The sequence below is a fragment of the Croceibacter atlanticus HTCC2559 genome, from assembly GCF_000196315.1.
GTDB classification, from domain to species: Bacteria; Bacteroidota; Bacteroidia; order Flavobacteriales; family Flavobacteriaceae; genus Croceibacter; species Croceibacter atlanticus.
Genome location: NC_014230.1, coordinates 1,366,503 through 1,382,427, shown reverse-complemented (window position 1 = coordinate 1,382,427; position 15,925 = coordinate 1,366,503). Strand labels below are relative to the sequence as shown.

17 protein-coding genes are annotated in these 15,925 nt (G+C 33.6%); 9 read left to right on the top strand and 8 right to left on the bottom strand.

From position 1 onward, the window contains the following. Positions 1–26: 26 nt before the first annotated feature. Positions 27–617, bottom strand: coding sequence for a peptide deformylase (def, locus tag CA2559_RS06175; protein WP_013186992.1), 591 nt, complete (start codon positions 615–617; stop codon positions 27–29). Positions 618–647: 30 nt separating this feature from the next. Further along, positions 648–1,055, bottom strand: coding sequence for a Holliday junction resolvase RuvX (gene ruvX, locus CA2559_RS06170; protein ID WP_013186991.1), 408 nt, complete (start codon positions 1,053–1,055; stop codon positions 648–650). A gap of 89 nt (positions 1,056–1,144) precedes the next feature. Here ruvX and CA2559_RS06165 point away from each other — a divergent pair, with 89 nt between their 5' ends. Further along, positions 1,145–1,960 carry a 2,3,4,5-tetrahydropyridine-2,6-dicarboxylate N-succinyltransferase gene (locus CA2559_RS06165; protein WP_013186990.1) on the top strand — a complete coding sequence of 272 codons (816 nt, stop codon included), beginning with the start codon at positions 1,145–1,147 and terminating at the stop codon, positions 1,958–1,960. 14 nt (positions 1,961–1,974) lie between these two features. Continuing rightward, positions 1,975–3,021 carry a glycosyltransferase family 9 protein gene (locus tag CA2559_RS06160; RefSeq protein WP_041240934.1) on the top strand — a complete coding sequence of 349 codons (1,047 nt, stop codon included), beginning with the start codon at positions 1,975–1,977 and terminating at the stop codon, positions 3,019–3,021. A gap of 17 nt (positions 3,022–3,038) precedes the next feature. Here CA2559_RS06160 and CA2559_RS06155 read toward each other — a convergent pair whose 3' ends face one another. Continuing rightward, complete coding sequence (locus CA2559_RS06155; RefSeq protein ID WP_013186988.1) at positions 3,039–3,860, bottom strand: glycosyltransferase; 822 nt, start codon at positions 3,858–3,860, stop codon at positions 3,039–3,041. A gap of 19 nt (positions 3,861–3,879) precedes the next feature. After that, the gene (locus tag CA2559_RS06150) at positions 3,880–4,698 is read right to left on the bottom strand and encodes a glycosyltransferase family 2 protein (protein WP_013186987.1); all 819 of its coding nucleotides are present in this window, start codon (positions 4,696–4,698) and stop codon (positions 3,880–3,882) included. Between the two features lie 97 nt (positions 4,699–4,795). Here CA2559_RS06150 and CA2559_RS06145 point away from each other — a divergent pair, with 97 nt between their 5' ends. Continuing rightward, positions 4,796–5,554 (top strand): glycosyltransferase family 2 protein, encoded by a 759-nt coding sequence (locus tag CA2559_RS06145; RefSeq protein WP_013186986.1) that lies wholly within the window; start codon positions 4,796–4,798, stop codon positions 5,552–5,554. A 1-nt stretch (position 5,555) separates the two neighbouring features. Here the strand turns inward: CA2559_RS06145 and CA2559_RS06140 are convergent, their stop codons facing one another. Next, entirely contained in the window at positions 5,556–6,320 is a 765-nt protein-coding gene (locus tag CA2559_RS06140) for a hypothetical protein (protein WP_013186985.1), read from the bottom strand. A 147-nt stretch (positions 6,321–6,467) separates the two neighbouring features. Between CA2559_RS06140 and CA2559_RS06135 the strand changes: the two genes are divergently transcribed. From CA2559_RS06135 to CA2559_RS06115, 5 genes are all read left to right on the top strand, one after another. Beyond that, positions 6,468–7,595 carry a cytidylyltransferase domain-containing protein gene (locus CA2559_RS06135; protein ID WP_041240933.1) on the top strand — a complete coding sequence of 376 codons (1,128 nt, stop codon included), beginning with the start codon at positions 6,468–6,470 and terminating at the stop codon, positions 7,593–7,595. A gap of 10 nt (positions 7,596–7,605) precedes the next feature. Continuing rightward, positions 7,606–8,166 carry an L-threonylcarbamoyladenylate synthase gene (locus tag CA2559_RS06130; protein ID WP_013186983.1) on the top strand — a complete coding sequence of 187 codons (561 nt, stop codon included), beginning with the start codon at positions 7,606–7,608 and terminating at the stop codon, positions 8,164–8,166. 34 nt (positions 8,167–8,200) lie between these two features. Beyond that, positions 8,201–9,634 (top strand): CCA tRNA nucleotidyltransferase, encoded by a 1,434-nt coding sequence (locus CA2559_RS06125; RefSeq protein ID WP_013186982.1) that lies wholly within the window; start codon positions 8,201–8,203, stop codon positions 9,632–9,634. 5 nt (positions 9,635–9,639) lie between these two features. Further along, a complete protein-coding gene (locus CA2559_RS06120; protein ID WP_013186981.1) occupies positions 9,640–10,671 on the top strand; it encodes a COX15/CtaA family protein in 1,032 nt (343 codons plus the stop codon). 107 nt (positions 10,672–10,778) lie between these two features. Beyond that, positions 10,779–11,195 carry a hypothetical protein gene (locus CA2559_RS06115; protein ID WP_013186980.1) on the top strand — a complete coding sequence of 139 codons (417 nt, stop codon included), beginning with the start codon at positions 10,779–10,781 and terminating at the stop codon, positions 11,193–11,195. A 45-nt stretch (positions 11,196–11,240) separates the two neighbouring features. On the opposite strand, the gene CA2559_RS06110 is transcribed toward CA2559_RS06115, so the two are convergent. After that, a complete protein-coding gene (locus CA2559_RS06110; RefSeq protein WP_013186979.1) occupies positions 11,241–12,530 on the bottom strand; it encodes a DUF2254 domain-containing protein in 1,290 nt (429 codons plus the stop codon). A 181-nt stretch (positions 12,531–12,711) separates the two neighbouring features. On the opposite strand from CA2559_RS06110, the gene CA2559_RS06105 reads away from it, so the two are divergent. Further along, positions 12,712–13,158, top strand: a complete 447-nt coding sequence (locus tag CA2559_RS06105) for an Hsp20/alpha crystallin family protein (RefSeq protein WP_013186978.1) — start codon at positions 12,712–12,714, stop codon at positions 13,156–13,158. Positions 13,159–13,259: 101 nt separating this feature from the next. Here CA2559_RS06105 and CA2559_RS06100 read toward each other — a convergent pair whose 3' ends face one another. Together CA2559_RS06100 and uvrB are read right to left on the bottom strand one after the other, a co-directional pair. Continuing rightward, on the bottom strand, positions 13,260–13,871 hold the full coding sequence (locus CA2559_RS06100; RefSeq protein WP_013186977.1) for a DEAD/DEAH box helicase: 612 nt from the start codon (positions 13,869–13,871) through the stop codon (positions 13,260–13,262). Between the two features lie 30 nt (positions 13,872–13,901). Further along, the gene (gene uvrB / locus CA2559_RS06095; protein WP_013186976.1) at positions 13,902–15,908 is read right to left on the bottom strand and encodes an excinuclease ABC subunit UvrB; all 2,007 of its coding nucleotides are present in this window, start codon (positions 15,906–15,908) and stop codon (positions 13,902–13,904) included. Between the last annotated feature and the right edge of the window lie 17 nt (positions 15,909–15,925).

The following is a 15,925-nucleotide window of genomic DNA, read 5'->3' as shown; positions in this document are numbered from 1 at the left end:
GGATCGCAAATGTATAATAATAACTGTTATCTCCCTTTCTTAAGATTTGGAAATTTCATTCTGTAATCTACATCTACTTTACCCTTACTAATATTATTAAGTTTTCCTTTTATTAAACGTTTTTTTAATGACGATAGTTTATCTGTAAATAAAATACCTTCAATATGATCATATTCGTGTTGAATAACTCTTGCTGCAATTCCTGTATACGTTTCTGTATGTGCCTTAAAGTTTTCATCTACATACTCAATTGTAATATCTGGTTGTCTAAACACATCTTCCCTAACATCTGGAATACTTAAACAACCTTCACTAAAGGCCCATTCATCTCCAGTTTCTTCAGTAATAACAGGATTAATAAATAGCTTTTTTAAACCGGTTAATTGTTTTCGTTCTTCTTCAGTTAACTCTTCATCATCTGCAAAGGGAGAAGGATCTATTACAAATAAACGTATAGGCAATCCCACTTGAGGAGCAGCCAAGCCAACGCCGTGTGCACCATACATAGTTTCCCACATATTCTCAATAAGTTCATCAAGCTTTGGGTAGTCTTTTGTAATGTCCTTAGCCTTTTTCTTTAAAACCGGATTTCCGTAAGCTACTATAGGTAAAATCATAACATTTAAATTCTTGCTTTACAACTTCTATTATCTGTAAAGATAGGTTTGTAAAATAATGGTAGCACTAATTTCGTCTACAAGTGCTTTATTTTGTCGTTGCTTTTTTTTCAAGCCACTATCAATCATAGTCTGGAACGCCATTTTTGAAGTAAATCTTTCATCTACTCGCTCAAACTGCATTGTAGGGAAAACTTTTTTAAACCTGTTTATAAAATGAATGATACGTTCCTCGTTTTCAGAATGAGTACCATCTACTTGTTTAGGCTCTCCAATAAGTACAAGCTCTACCTTTTCTTTTTCAAAATAGTCTTTTAAAAAACTCTCGAGGTCGTGTGTTCTTACAGTTGTAAGTCCAGAGGCTATTAGCTTAAGCTCGTCTGTAACCGCTATTCCTGTACGTTTAGCTCCATAGTCTATTGCTAAAATGCGCGCCATTACTATAATTTCGGCAAATGTAAGGTTTATTGATAAGGGTTGCAATCTTTAGATATTGCTTCCTATCTTTGTTTAAAAATAGACTACTTATGACCAATCTTCAGCAAATAATAGAGCACGCTTGGGATAACAGAGATGCCTTGACCACTACAGAAACACAGGACGCTATAAGAACTGTGGTAAACAAATTAGATTTAGGAGAACTTCGCTGTGCAGAGCCAACAGAAAATGGCTGGCAAGTAAATGAATGGGTAAAGAAAGCTGTTGTGCTTTATTTTCCTATTCAGAAAATGGAAACTATGGAAGCTGGTATATTTGAATACCACGATAAAATTCCACTAAAAAAAGGGTATAAAGAAAAAGGAATTAGAGTTGTACCTCACGCTGTAGCAAGACATGGTGCATACATATCTAAAGGCGTTGTTATGATGCCTAGCTATGTAAATATCGGAGCTTATGTAGATGAAGGCACAATGGTAGATACTTGGGCAACAGTAGGAAGCTGTGCTCAAATTGGTAAAAATGTACACCTTAGCGGTGGCGTTGGTATTGGCGGTGTTTTAGAGCCACTACAAGCCGCTCCAGTAATTATTGAAGATAACGCATTTATAGGGTCTCGTTGTATTGTAGTTGAAGGTGTTAGAGTAGAAAAAGAAGCTGTCCTTGGTGCAAACGTAGTATTAACAGCATCTACTAAAATTATCGATGTTACCGGAGATACTCCTAAAGAAACTAAGGGTTTAGTACCTGCAAGATCTGTAGTGATTCCTGGAAGTTATACCAAAAAATTTCCAGCAGGAGAGTTTCAGGTTCCTTGCGCATTAATTATTGGAACAAGAAAAGAGAGCACTAACAAAAAGACATCTTTAAACGATGCTCTACGTGAATATAATGTAGCTGTTTAGAGCACAACCAGATTATGAAAGTTTTAATCATCCAAAAGAAAATGATTGGAGATGTTTTAACAACATCTATTCTTTTTGAAGCTCTCAAAAAAGAGTTTCCTAAAGCACAACTTCATTACTTAGTGATGAAACATACAACTCCAGTAATAAAAAACAATCCTTTTATAGATAGAGTCTTTATTATAGATAATGATAAAGACTCATCTATTACCAAAATTTTAAAAACTGAAGGTTACGACATTATTGTTGACTCTTATTCTAAGGTTGCAACAGGACTCTTATCTTTAAAAATAGGCGCTAAAAAAAGAATTGGGTACAAAAAATGGTATTCTTGGTTAACCTATAATCTAGCCTATTCGCCTATACCTAAAAGTAAAAATGGTGTTGCACTGGCTATAGAAAATAGGTTTCAGCTTATTAGCTCTTTTGCTGAACAGATTGATTACTCAATAACCCCTAAGATCTATATAACAGAAGAGGAAAAGCAAGCCGTGCGAAAGAAAATGGAAGCTTCAGATTTAGACTTTAACAAACCTATCTTTATGCTTAACGTATTAGGTAGTTCTGAAGATAAAACTTATCCTTTACACTATTTTGCAGAGCTAACAGATACAATTGTAAAACACACACCACACGCACAATTACTGTTTAACTATATTCCTAGTCAGCTAGAAAGTGCGAATGCTATTTACGACAAGTGTAAGCCAGAAACACAACAACAAATATTTTTTGATTTGTATGGCAACAGCTTAAGAGAGTTTATAATTCTTACTTCTTTTTGCACAGCACTTATTGGGAATGAAGGTGGCGCAGTAAATATGGCCAAGGCAGTAAACGTGCCTACATTTGCAATATTTTCTCCTTGGGTTCGTACAGAGACTTGGGCAATAGAGAAAGAACACACTACTAATAAAGCCATACACTTAAAACAATTCTTCCCAGAATTATTTACAGATTATAAAAGGAAGGCTTTTCATAAAAGACAAGCAGAATTATACAAGAAATTTACACCAGATTTAATTTCACCTAAACTCAATTCATTTCTCGACAACCTTAAATAGCTAAAAGGTTTTGTATTTTATTTAATTCCGAAATCTGTCTTTGTTTTATTATTTTTTTTAGTCTCAATACGTATTTTCATATTTAAATCGAAAGCATCTTGTGTTACTTTAGAGTTTATAGGAGATAGTTTTAAACACGTAGCGGAATACCTAATTTGTTTAGATTTAATACCATTATTAATTAAACGCTCACCCATTTCCCTTCCTTGATCACCATTAACCATACGTTCATCTACGCCGTTAATTGCTAATAGGTCTTTTTTCCATCCGCTAGAATTATGTACATTCCAAGTAGCGTTTGTAGGAACTACTTTGTTTAATATCTTAGCCTGAATTCCTCTAGCAGTAAGTTTTTGTGTCTTAAAAAATCGCTTTAAGCCTTTAGTTCTCAACCACTTTTTATCAAAACAATTTTGAGTTAGTATATCTTCTTTGGTAATTTCTGCTGAAATATTTTTAGGTAATTTAAACGTTCCTCCAGAAAGAAAATAACCTTCTTTTCTTAGCGCCATATGCTGCTCAACAAAATCTGATTTTGCCACACAATAACCCTCAACCATAATGATATAGTTAGATTGACTATTTACAATAGCTGCATTTAAAACCTGAGAAGCCAAAAGTTTTTTTGATGGCACTATCTGTTTTAAAGCAATATCACTTTCCTTTTTAAACTGAAAGATAAGATTTTCAATTTCAGAAGAAAGACTAAAAGAGTTCGCTATAATTATTTCAAAATCTTTATAAGTTTGGCAGCTATAACTCCACAATGTTTTTTCCAACCAGGACATATCGTGGTGAGCATTAATTAAAATCGTAGCACTGTAAGGATGTTTCTTCATAAAGTTTTAATCTGTTGTGCTAACTGTTTATACCGTATTTGGTTTTAATAATTCGTTGTTTTTTGGTCTGGCTTCGTATTAGCAAATTTGCTTTAAAAGCTTCATCATTCTTATAGGGACGATCGTGATGAAGATGAACGCAAACAAGGCTATATCTAGCCTGTATTGGTTGCACTCCATAATTTACCAATCGCTCACCCAACTCTCTATCTTCACCACCATATTGCATACGCTCATCAAAACCATTAACCGCTAAAATATCTTTTTTCCAACCAGAAACATTACAGCCATCCCAAGTTGCTTTTGTAGTAGTGAAGGTATTTAAAAACCATTCCTTAAATCCAAATGACGTAAGTTTATTTATTTTAAAGGTCACATCTTGCCCTTTACTTTTTAACCATTTTGCATTAAAACAAGACTGTTCTTTTATTATAGGAATTGTAATAGTTTCTGAGACTTGTTCATTAAGCTTATAATAACTTCCAGATAAAAAGTGCTTATCTCTTCTTAACTCAATATGTTTTTTAACAAGGTCTTTTCTAGGTAAACAATCACCATCTGTAAATAGCAGATAGTTTGAGTTTGACTGCAGTATAGCTTTATTTAAAATTTTAGTTTTCTGAAATCCTTGGTCCTTATGCCAAACGTGATAAATCTTAATATTATGCTTTTCAGAAAATTTAGCTAGCATTTGCTGTGTCTCTTCTGTGGAGCCATCATCTGCTATTATGATTTCAAAATCTTTTTCAGTTTGTTCTAAATAACCGTGTAGCACTAAAGAAAGATCTTTTGGCTTATTATAGGTACTTATGATTACTGAAAGCTTGGGTATTGTCATCATTCAAAAATAACTATTTTTACATAGAGAGCTTCAGGGAAATGTTAATCCATTTTTAAATTTTGATGCTAAATAACTTACAACTTCAACAGTCTTGATGATTAAACTTTCTGCAGTCATAATTACATTTAACGAGGCGCTTAATATTGAGCGTTGCTTAAAATCTCTTATTCCTGTAGTTGATGAAATTGTGGTTGTAGATTCATTCTCAACAGATAATACTAAAGAGATTTGTTTAAACTACAATGTTACCTTTATTGAGCAAGAGTTTTTAGGATACATACAACAAAAGAATTTTGCGCTTACTAAAACCTCTTCAAACTATGTGGTGTCTTTAGATGGTGATGAGGCATTGTCTGATACTCTTCAAAAATCAATATTAAAATTAAAATCTAACTGGCAGAAAGATGGTTATTACATTAAGCGTTACAACAATTTTTGCGGGCAATGGATTAATCATTCTGGCTGGTACCCAGATAAGAAACTAAGGGTTTTTGACAAAACTAAAGGTTCTTGGCAAGGTATAAATCCTCACGATTCTTATAAACTTTCTGATAATTGTAGCTCAGGAAGTTTAGATGGAGACATATTACATTGGAACTATAAAACCTACTCCGAATTTAATCTAAGTACAGAGAAATTTTCTACAATTTCTGCATCTTCATACTTCGAATTAGGAAAAAAAGCACCGTTGTGGAAAATTATACTTAAGCCTACTTGGGCGTTTTTTAATGCCTATATAATTAGACTCGGAATTCTAGATGGCTTTAACGGTTTTGTAATCGCTGTACAAACAGCAAACATCACATTCCTTAAGTACATTAAATTGAGGGAACTCATCAATTTAAAACAATAGTTTACTCTCTATTTTGCCAGAATAAGAAACGCTTCTTTAAACGTCTTTTTCTATAAAACTTCATTTGAAAATCACTAGTTAACTCCCAAAGCGTCTTAAATATTCGGCCTTCTAATTCTCCCGAAAGCTTAGCATACTCATTAGCCATAATGGCAACCATTTCTTTTTTTGGTGTAAGACGTTTCATGTTTTCCATACGATCTTGAAAACTTAGCTTACCAAAAGTCATTCTATTAAGATCTACCAAATAGAATTTGTAATCGCCATTATTTATTGTGATTAATGTATTTCCTGGAGAGTGATCTTTAAAAAACACACCTGACTCATGCAGTTTAAACGTAAATGCAGTAAATGCTCTAAGTATAGCTTCGTGTTGAGGAAAATCTGGCTGCTCAACTAGCTCCCTATAGGTAAGATCATAGTTAATATGTTTGCATATATAATAGCTATCTAAAAAAGATAAAGCATTGCTATTCTGCATATAAGCAACAGGAAATGGTGTCCCAATATTTAAAGACAATAAAATATGGGCATGTTCAAAAGAACGTTGTGCCTTATTTTTTCTGAAGTAGTTATAAACTATACGATTAACAACGTTTGGCGTTTTAAAGGCCTTTACCGTTACCTTTTCACCTTCTAAGTCGAAAGTTTTAAGCGTGTTACGATCACCTCCATAAATTTTATGCCCTTGAGACTTAAAATTAGTAATGAAGTTAAGCAAGGTTGCTTTCTTAGATTGATATGCTTCTGAAACTACTGTTTTCACGACACAAAAATACAACTTTAGTCTGCATAGAAAATAATATGAGAAACTGTTTCCTAAGATTTAAATAGTATAAAATTCAGCTACATCATACTTAAGGCTTTCAATCTTAATTAAATCCTTAAATTTGACCACACAAACTACTATACTATGCGACATGTTGGGTTAATACCGTTAAAAACGCATTCGGCTACCATTCCAAATAAGAACAGAAAGAAAATGTTGGGCAGACCACTTTTCTGCTGGATTCTTACTGAAGCTATTTACTCCAAATTAGACCTTGTTGTTGTAGCCACAAATGATGAGTGGATTACAAATTTTATAGCAACTCACTACCAATGGACAGATAAAGTAAAAGTTATAAACAGAAGTAAAGCCAGTGAAGAAGGTTCATTAGAAAATGCTGCAATAGAGTTTCTTGAAAATACTTCTGAGCAGTTTGATAGTTTAAGCCTTTTACTTGCCACTAACCCATTTACAAGATCTAAGGACATTAATAAATGTTTAGAAGCCATTGTAGACGGGAATTCTTCTGCAGTAACCGTTGCTAATACTTTAAACTCAATATGGAACTCTAATGGAGAAGCTATAAATGACAATGAAGGCTTTCAAATTGAAAACTCGGGTGTATTCTCAACTACTGTAAACAACCTGAAAAACAACAAATCTCTTTTAACAGGTACTGTTGCTACAGTAGAAATGCCTAAACACGCAACAGCTACACTTTCTAACTTTAATGATTGGCAATTGGCAGAGCTTAGTCTTGCTAATTTATTAATCTCTAATAAAGAAAATAAAAAGATTAAATACCTTGTATTAGATGTAGATGGTGTTTTTACAGATGGCGGTGTTTACTATGATGAAAATGGAGAAATGGCAAAACGTTTTGATATGCGAGATGGTATGGGATTAGAGATAATGAGAGAACACAATATTCAAGTTGTCATTATGACTAGCGAAGACTCTAAACTTGTAAGAAAGCGTATGGAAAAATTAAAACTTAAACATCTCTTTTTAGGTGCAAAAGACAAATACTCTTTATTAGAAAATTTTATACAAACACAACAAATAAGCAGATCTGAGATAGCCTATGTAGGAGATGATGTAAACGATCTAGCAAACCTATGTTCTGTAGGTTGGTCTTTTGCACCTAAAAATGCAACAAACCAAGTATTACCTTTGGTAGATGTTGTCCTTTCTAAAGATTCTGGAAACGGTGCAATTAGAGAAGCTACAGAATTTTTATTACAATATAACAACCGTCAATTTAAAGCCTAAAGGCCCAACTATGAAAGAAGAACTAAATAAATGCCTTAACGTATTAAAAAAAGGAGGACTTATACTTTATCCTACAGATACTATTTGGGGAATTGGTTGCGATGCTACTAACTACGATGCTGTTCAAAAAGTGTTTGAACTAAAAAAGCGCGCAGAAAGCAAGGCTTTAGTATGTCTGGTTCATGACTATAAAATGCTTAACCAGTATATTGAGAATATTCCAGAAGTGGCTTATGACATTTTAAAATATGCTCAAAAGCCGACTACCATAATTTATGACAAAGCTAAATTAGTTGCAGAAAATGTTGTGGGAGAAGATGAAAGTTTAGCAGTAAGAGTTGCAAAAGATAAGTTTTGTAATGATTTGGTTAAGAAATTTAAACGCCCACTAGTATCTACTTCTGCAAATATTAGCGGCAAACCATCTCCAAAAAACTTTAAAGAGATAAGCGATGAAATTTTAAAAGGCGTTGACTATGTCGTAAATTTGCATCAGAATAAAAATATGGCGAAACCTTCTGCTATCATTAAGCTTGGTAGTGATGGTATGGTAAAAGTTTTACGTAAATAAGCTTTTCAAATTGCTATATGAATAGCTTGACTTAATGCCTGATACACTTCAAAAAAATTATAAAGACGCCTTAACACATCCCGTTTTTAAAACTATTGCAACAGCTTCTGAAGAATTGGGGCTTTCCTCTTATGTTATTGGAGGATTTGTAAGAGATTTTCTTTTAAAACGAGGTAATGCAAAAGATATAGATGTTGTAACCATTGGTAACGGCATAGCATTAGCTAAAAAAGTAGCTAACCTGCTACCCAACAAACCTAAGGTAAAAGTCTTTAAAACTTACGGTACCGCTATGTTAGAAACTGGCGATATAGAAGTTGAATTTGTTGGCGCAAGGAAAGAAAGTTATTCTGAAGATAGTAGAAATCCAAGTGTTGAGCCTGGCACTCTAGAAGACGACCAGAACCGAAGAGATTTTACCATAAACGCCTTGGCCTTAAGTTTAAACAAAGAGAACTTTGGTGACATTCTAGACCCATTTAATGGTATTGAAGATCTTGCTAATGGCGTTATTAAGACACCTTTAAATCCAGACATTACATATAGTGACGATCCTTTACGAATGTTACGAGCTATTAGGTTTGCCTCACAGTTAGACTTTTTCATTCAAGAAGACTCTTTAAATGCAATTACCAGAAATAATGAGCGTATAAAAATAATTACCAAAGAACGTGTTGTTACTGAGATTAATAAAATATTATTATCCACCACACCTTCTAAAGGTTTTGCTCTTCTTAGAAAAACAGAATTGCTACCACATATACTTCCTGAGCTAACAGCGTTACAAGGTATAGATGAGAAAGAAGGCCAACGCCATAAAGATAATTTTTGGCATACCTTGGAAGTTGTAGACAATATTGCTAAACATACCGACAACCTTTGGTTACGTTGGGCTGCTTTATTGCACGATATAGGAAAAGCACCTACAAAGAAATTTCATAAGAAAATTGGATGGACATTTCACGGTCACGAGTTTGTAGGCAGTAAAATGGTATACAAGCTATTTAAGCGCTTAAAGATGCCATTAAATGACAAAATGAAATTTGTCCAGAAAATGGTATTAATGAGCTCTCGTCCTATAGTAATTTCTGAAGACCATGTTACAGACAGTGCTGTTAGGCGTTTAATTTTTGATGCTGGAGACTACATTGAAGATTTAATGACATTATGTGAAGCAGATATTACAACCAAAAACCCTAAACGCTACAGGCGTTATCATAGGAATTTTGAAGTTGTACGAACTAAAATAAAAGAAGTAGAAGAACGTGACCATATTCGTAATTTTCAGCCTCCTGTTTCTGGAGAAGAAATTATGGAAACCTTTAAGATTAAGCCAGGTCGCGAAATAGGACAGATCAAGGAATCTATAAAGCAAGCCATTTTAGATGGTAAAATTCCTAATGAATATGAAGCTGCTAAAGCTTATATGATTGAAAAAGGCGAAAGCTTAGGACTTAAGGCACACTAGTAGCTATGTACAGAACATTTCTCAAAATATCACTTATTCTTGTTTACCTTGTAATTATTGCTGGAGCAGTAGTTCGTATGACTGGAAGCGGAATGGGTTGCCCAGATTGGCCAAAATGCTTTGGGTATTATATACCACCAACTGAAGAGGCAGAACTTCAGTTTCAACCAAACAGACTATACGAAGAAGGTCAGGTTATAATTGTCGATGAAAGCTTAAGGGTTGCCAGCTCAGATTTCACATCTGGAACTACTTACAACGAGGAGAACTGGTCTACTTACGATCGTCATGACTATGCTATTTTTAATCCTTGGCACACATGGATAGAGTATGTAAATCGACTTTTAGGTGCATTAGCAGGTCTTGCAATGCTTATTATGACTGCTTTATCCTTTAAGTATTGGAAATCTGAAAAGCACATTACCATAGTTACCATAGTATCACTAATCCTAATGTGCATACAAGGTTATTTAGGAGCAAAAGTTGTTTACTCATTATTAGCTCCAGTAAAAATTACCATCCATATGGTTATGGCATTAGTAATTGTTGCTGTTCTTAATTACCTGGTACACGCTACAAGCACTAAACGCATTGCTCATTTTAAAAGACCATTTTTTCAAAATTTACTAATTATTAGTATTGTATTCACTTTAATCCAAATCATCCTTGGCACACAAGTAAGACAATTTGTTGACAATCAAATAGACATAGTTGGCTATACAGCAAAGGGACTTTGGCTAAAAGATCCTACTGTTAGTTTTTATATACATCGTACATTTTCTATTCTTGTAGTTCTTGTAAATGGTATGTTATGGTGGCAAAATAGAAAACTAGGTTATGGTTTTCAAAAACTAAACTGGGTATTGATTTTAATTGGGATTGAGATTATATCTGGAATTGCAATGTATTATATAGATTTTCCATTTGGAACTCAGCCATTACACTTAATTATAGCAACTGTATTATTTGGAGTACAGAGTTATATCCTAATGGAGTCTTTAAAAGCCACTAAGCTTCCTAAGATTGCAAAGTCTTAAATACCTAAAAGACTAAAAAAGGTTTAAAATCTTAATATAAGTTTTAGGCTTTCAATTTATTAATGATTTAAAAAAGGTTTAATTTTACTAAAAATTACAAACTGACTATGAGCACAAAAACTGAAAAAACAATTTTGTTGTCTGATATGATTCGCTTTAGAAAAAGTAAAGAAGCATTAGACGATTTAGACTTTACGTTTTTTGAAGATGTTGCAGAAGCACTAGAAATCTCTAAAGACGAATTAGAAGTTATATACGAAGGTACAAACTCTCCTACTCACCGTAAGGTATCAACAGAGCGTATCACACATTTTCATAGACTTTTATTAGCTATGGATATTGACAAAGAACCATCTACTAAAGATCTTGAAAAAGCTAAAAACTTTGGTTTTAGAATGGGCTTCCACGAATCTGCTATCGAACTTGTGATGGATAGTATGGGAGATTACCCAAACAAAGTACATACGCCAGGTGCGTTTCTTGAGATTTTCTCAGATTATTATGATAACGAGGAAGAGGAATAGTCTTTCTTTAAAAAAACAAAAAGCCTCCAAAATTGGAGGCTTTTTTTATGATTTAAATTTTTCTGCAAGTTTATTTAAATGTGCAATATCTCGTTCATTAACAATAGCACGTTGGGAGTCTTCCAATAGCGTTAAAGCTTCTTTATTAATAATCTCATCATAATCCTTATGTGGTGTTGGCTGAATTTTTAAATACTCAAACATTAAAAATAGCTTTTGCACTACAGTAATATCTTGTTTGCAATACGTTCTTATAGATGCCATAACTTGATACAACAACTCTTCTAAATCAATAGTATTTAACTTTACGAGTGGTGTTTCATCTTTTGTTATTATTGTTTCATCTCGCTTTCGCATACGTAATGCAAACAACTCAGTAAGATAATCTATAGCATTAAGTGCTGTTCCAGGATCATTAATTCCAGGAGACATTGCTTTTACAATAATCTCTGTAATTTGTTTAAACGCCAAGGCATAATTATCTGCAATTAACTCTCCTCTAGAAAAATTAAAATTCGCTCTTATATCATCTGCCTCTTCATCGGTAAGTTCATTTTTACTTTTAAAAGCTGGAATGTTATTTAACACAAAAATACCTTTAACAGGAAGAATATGAAGCCGGTTATCGTTCTCTTCACAGTGATCTAGTAGATTATTCATTGCTATGTTTTGAAAATAACCACTTTCCTTAATATTATATTCATACCAGTCTTCTGTGTCTTCAAAATCTGGTAGTTCCCCTTTATCATGTTCTGCATCAATCAGTTTTAATATTCTGCCTTTAGCTAGGATGAAGATGTTTTCAAGTATATTATTTATTTGAATACTTTGAGAGATATTGTGAATAAAGAAGATAAATGCGCAGATACAAACAATAGTAAATATGATGGACAACAAAATAGCTATTCCAGGCAAATCATATTTATCTCCAGAAGGCTCTATGGCAAACAAAATAAAGATGCTATACAGAATGGTTGCCAAGTAAATACCTAAAATTATCTGATGAACTTTATCTGAGATTAGTCCTGGCAATAAACGTGGCGAAAAATTACTAGAAGCCTGACTAAGCAAAAGCATAACCATTGAAAAGCTAAACACCATCATAGAAATTAATCCACCAATACACGCACTTATAATAGTTAATGCGGTATCTCCATCTTCAACTAATAACTGTGGGATTTTCTCAATTAGTGTTCTTGAAATTCCTTTCTTTTCTAGGAATAACATTAGGAAGGCAAAGTTAAAACCAAAGAAGGCTAACAATGTGGGATAAAAAGCAATCTTACTTTCAATAGTATTAAAGAAAGAAATTAGCCGGTTAAAGAGTTGTTTCATTCTTTAAATGTCTCACTATATACATAGAAAACGAAACACATTAACCTTTTTACAACAATTTTAGACAAAATGTCACCTTGTTTGTGTTCAAAACTGCCGTAATGTCATAATAATTGAGTTGGTATCTATATTGCTATATACCTACTGAATTTAGATTACAAATTTTTAAAACACATATATTATGACACTTACAAAAAGAACAGTAGACAACAATTGGTTACCATCTATGATAGATGATATGTTTAAAACAGATTGGCTAGGTGGCACAAGCAATGTAAATAACATTGGTGTAAGCATTCCTGCAGTAAACATTATGGAGAGCGATGACGATTTTTCTGTATTAGTTGCTGCGCCAGGAAAAACTAAGGAAGATTTTAATATTGAGTTAGATAATGATGTTCTAACCATTTCTTCTGAAGCCAAAGAAGTTAAAGACAACACTAGTGAAGATGGCAAGTTTACCAGAAAAGAATTTAGCTACAACAGTTTTAAAAGAGCATTTAGCCTACCAGAGACTATAAATAATCAAAACATCTCTGCTACTTACGAGCAAGGCGTTTTAACGATTACATTACCTAAAAAAGAGGAGTCTAAGGTACAGGCAAAACGTATGATAGAGATATCATAAGTTGAAAAGCTTCCCAATTATGCGAGCCGTTTCATCTCGCGGGAAGAATTGGTTTAGTTAGTTACGAGAACGGCATCAAATAATTTGGTGCCGTTCTTTTTTTATTTAACGGTTACCAAGTGGGCTCCAAACATAAATGAGTCCTGCAAGCGCTCTAGCTTGTCATGAAATAGAGTTGAACTCATAATATATTGACATTTGGGAATACTTTCTGGTATGCGGTTTACCAAAGACAATTGAGTTCCTCTTGTCAAGAACTCAGCATCATCTATAATGTACATTTGCAATTGCGTAACATTTATTCCTGTTCTCTGAAAAAGCTCTGTAAGTCTTTTTGGAGTAGCAATAACAATATCTACACCATCATAAATTTCATCTTTTTGATGATCAAAACGCTGCTCATCATAAGCCAAATACAATCTTAAATCTGTTGGTTTTAAAAAAGGAAGAAATTGTGATTCTAGCTCTAAAGCTTTCTCTTTGTTCTCCACAATTATTAATGCTCTAGGCGCATCTTCAAAAGCTGATTTTAGTTTTTGAATAACTCCTATAATTAATGCAGTGGTTTTACCGCAACCTTCTGGACCAATTCCAAACAGATTTACACCACTTTTAATTTTAGAAATAGCTTGTTTCTGAAATTTTGTAGGCGCTATAAATTCCTTTTCTGTAAGGACTTGCTTAATTGAAGGTTCTAATTTTTTAAATGACAAGTTGTATGTTTTAATGAGTAAGGTACAAACCTAAACTTTTTGATTCTCTTTTTTCTGCTGTAGCATTTTAATTTCATCTCTAAACCTAGCGGCTTCAATAAAATCTAATTCTTTAGCAGCTTTTTCCATTGCTTTCCTAACCTCTCTTATGCGCTTGTCTAGCTGATCTTCTGTAAAGTAAGCCACTTCTTCTTCCGCAGCTTTTAAAGTCGGTGCTTTTTCAAATTTATAAGGTTCTACTTTTTTGCCTGCCAATGCACTATCTATACCTTTTTTAAGAGCAGTTGGTGTAATGTTGTGCTTGGTGTTGTAGTTTATTTGTTTGGTTCTGCGGTATTCGGTTTCATCTATTGTTTTTTGCATACTGTCTGTAATCTTATCTGCATACATAATAGCTTTACCTTCTAAGTGTCTTGCAGCACGACCAATAGTTTGGGTAAGCGATCTGTTGCTACGCAAAAACCCTTCTTTGTCTGCATCTAAAATTGCTACTAAAGATACTTCTGGCAAGTCTAATCCTTCTCTAAGAAGATTAACACCTACAAGAACATCAAAAATACCCTTTCGTAAATCCTGCATTATTTCTACTCGCTCCAAGGTATCTACATCACTATGTATATACCTGCAGCGTATATCTATTCGAGTTAAATATTTTACTAACTCTTCTGCCATACGCTTAGTAAGCGTGGTTACCAATGTACGCTGATCTTTATCTACACGAGTTTGAATCTCCTCTATTAAATCATCTATTTGATTTAAGCTTGGGCGCACTTCAATAATTGGATCTAATAATCCTGTTGGCCTAATAACTTGCTCAACATAAACACCATCTGTTTTCTGTAGTTCATAATCTGCTGGCGTAGCACTCACATATATTACCTGATTTTGTAATGCCTCAAACTCTTCAAATTTTAAAGGTCTGTTATCCAAAGCAGCAGGCAACCTAAAACCATAATCTACTAGGTTTTCCTTTCGGCTACGGTCACCTCCATACATTGCATGTACTTGCGGAATAGTAACGTGACTTTCATCTACAACCATTAAATAATCTTCCGGAAAATAATCTAACAAACAGAATGGTCGTGTTCCGGGTTCTCTGCCATCTAAATATCTCGAATAATTTTCTATACCAGAGCAGTAGCCTAATTCCTTAATCATTTCAAGATCAAAATTAGTACGTTCCTCAAGACGTTTTGCCTCTAGGTGTTTCCCTATGTCTTTAAAATATTCGGTTTGTTTTCCTAAGTCTAACGCTATGTTGTCTATTGCTTTATGTAACACATCTGGCGAGGTCACAAACATATTGGCAGGATATATATTTAAGCGTTCATACTTTTCTATAACAGTATTTGTCTGCACATCAAACTGCTCAATATCTTCTATTTCATCTCCAAAGAAATGTATTCGAAACGCATCATCTGCGTAACTTGGATAAACATCTAATGTGTCTCCTTTAATTCTGAAGTTACCGTGATTAAATTCTCCAGTTGTTCTACTATAAAGACTTTGTACTAACTTCTTGAGCAATTCTGTTCTAGAAATTTGCTGATCCCTTTTAATAGAAATAACATTTTTCTGAAACTCAACCGGATTACCAATACCATATAGACAAGAAACTGAAGCTACCACAAGCACATCTCTCCTACCAGATAATAATGAAGAGGTTGTACTTAGTCTTAACTTTTCAATTTCTTCATTAATTGAAAGGTCTTTTTCTATATACGTTCCAGATGTTGGTATAAAAGCTTCTGGTTGGTAGTAATCATAATACGAAACAAAGTACTCAATTGCATTATGCGGAAAAAAGCTTTTAAACTCTGAATATAATTGTGCTGCCAATGTCTTATTGTGCGCCAATACTAATGTTGGGCGTTGCACTTCCTTAATAACATTTGCAACCGTAAATGTTTTACCCGAACCTGTTACACCAAGCAATGTAGAATATTGTTCATTTTCTTCAATATTAGACACTAATTGTTTTATTGCACCAGGTTGATCTCCTGTTGGCTTGTACTCAGATTCTATTGTAAACTTCATATCTTAAAATTACAGAA

What these genes read in the sequence shown, in the direction of transcription:
- def (WP_013186992.1), bottom strand. Translation starts at nt 617, where the DNA reads ATGATTTTACCTATAGTAGCTTACGGAAATCCGGTTTTAAAGAAAAAG.
- ruvX (WP_013186991.1), bottom strand. Translation starts at nt 1,055, where the DNA reads ATGGCGCGCATTTTAGCAATAGACTATGGAGCTAAACGTACAGGAATA.
- CA2559_RS06165 (WP_013186990.1), top strand. Translation starts at nt 1,145, where the DNA reads ATGACCAATCTTCAGCAAATAATAGAGCACGCTTGGGATAACAGAGAT.
- CA2559_RS06160 (WP_041240934.1), top strand. Translation starts at nt 1,975, where the DNA reads ATGAAAGTTTTAATCATCCAAAAGAAAATGATTGGAGATGTTTTAACA.
- CA2559_RS06155 (WP_013186988.1), bottom strand. Translation starts at nt 3,860, where the DNA reads ATGAAGAAACATCCTTACAGTGCTACGATTTTAATTAATGCTCACCAC.
- CA2559_RS06150 (WP_013186987.1), bottom strand. Translation starts at nt 4,698, where the DNA reads ATGACAATACCCAAGCTTTCAGTAATCATAAGTACCTATAATAAGCCA.
- CA2559_RS06145 (WP_013186986.1), top strand. Translation starts at nt 4,796, where the DNA reads ATGATTAAACTTTCTGCAGTCATAATTACATTTAACGAGGCGCTTAAT.
- CA2559_RS06135 (WP_041240933.1), top strand. Translation starts at nt 6,468, where the DNA reads ATGCGACATGTTGGGTTAATACCGTTAAAAACGCATTCGGCTACCATT.
- CA2559_RS06130 (WP_013186983.1), top strand. Translation starts at nt 7,606, where the DNA reads ATGAAAGAAGAACTAAATAAATGCCTTAACGTATTAAAAAAAGGAGGA.
- CA2559_RS06125 (WP_013186982.1), top strand. Translation starts at nt 8,201, where the DNA reads ATGCCTGATACACTTCAAAAAAATTATAAAGACGCCTTAACACATCCC.
- CA2559_RS06120 (WP_013186981.1), top strand. Translation starts at nt 9,640, where the DNA reads ATGTACAGAACATTTCTCAAAATATCACTTATTCTTGTTTACCTTGTA.
- CA2559_RS06115 (WP_013186980.1), top strand. Translation starts at nt 10,779, where the DNA reads ATGAGCACAAAAACTGAAAAAACAATTTTGTTGTCTGATATGATTCGC.
- CA2559_RS06110 (WP_013186979.1), bottom strand. Translation starts at nt 12,530, where the DNA reads ATGAAACAACTCTTTAACCGGCTAATTTCTTTCTTTAATACTATTGAA.
- CA2559_RS06105 (WP_013186978.1), top strand. Translation starts at nt 12,712, where the DNA reads ATGACACTTACAAAAAGAACAGTAGACAACAATTGGTTACCATCTATG.
- uvrB (WP_013186976.1), bottom strand. Translation starts at nt 15,908, where the DNA reads ATGAAGTTTACAATAGAATCTGAGTACAAGCCAACAGGAGATCAACCT.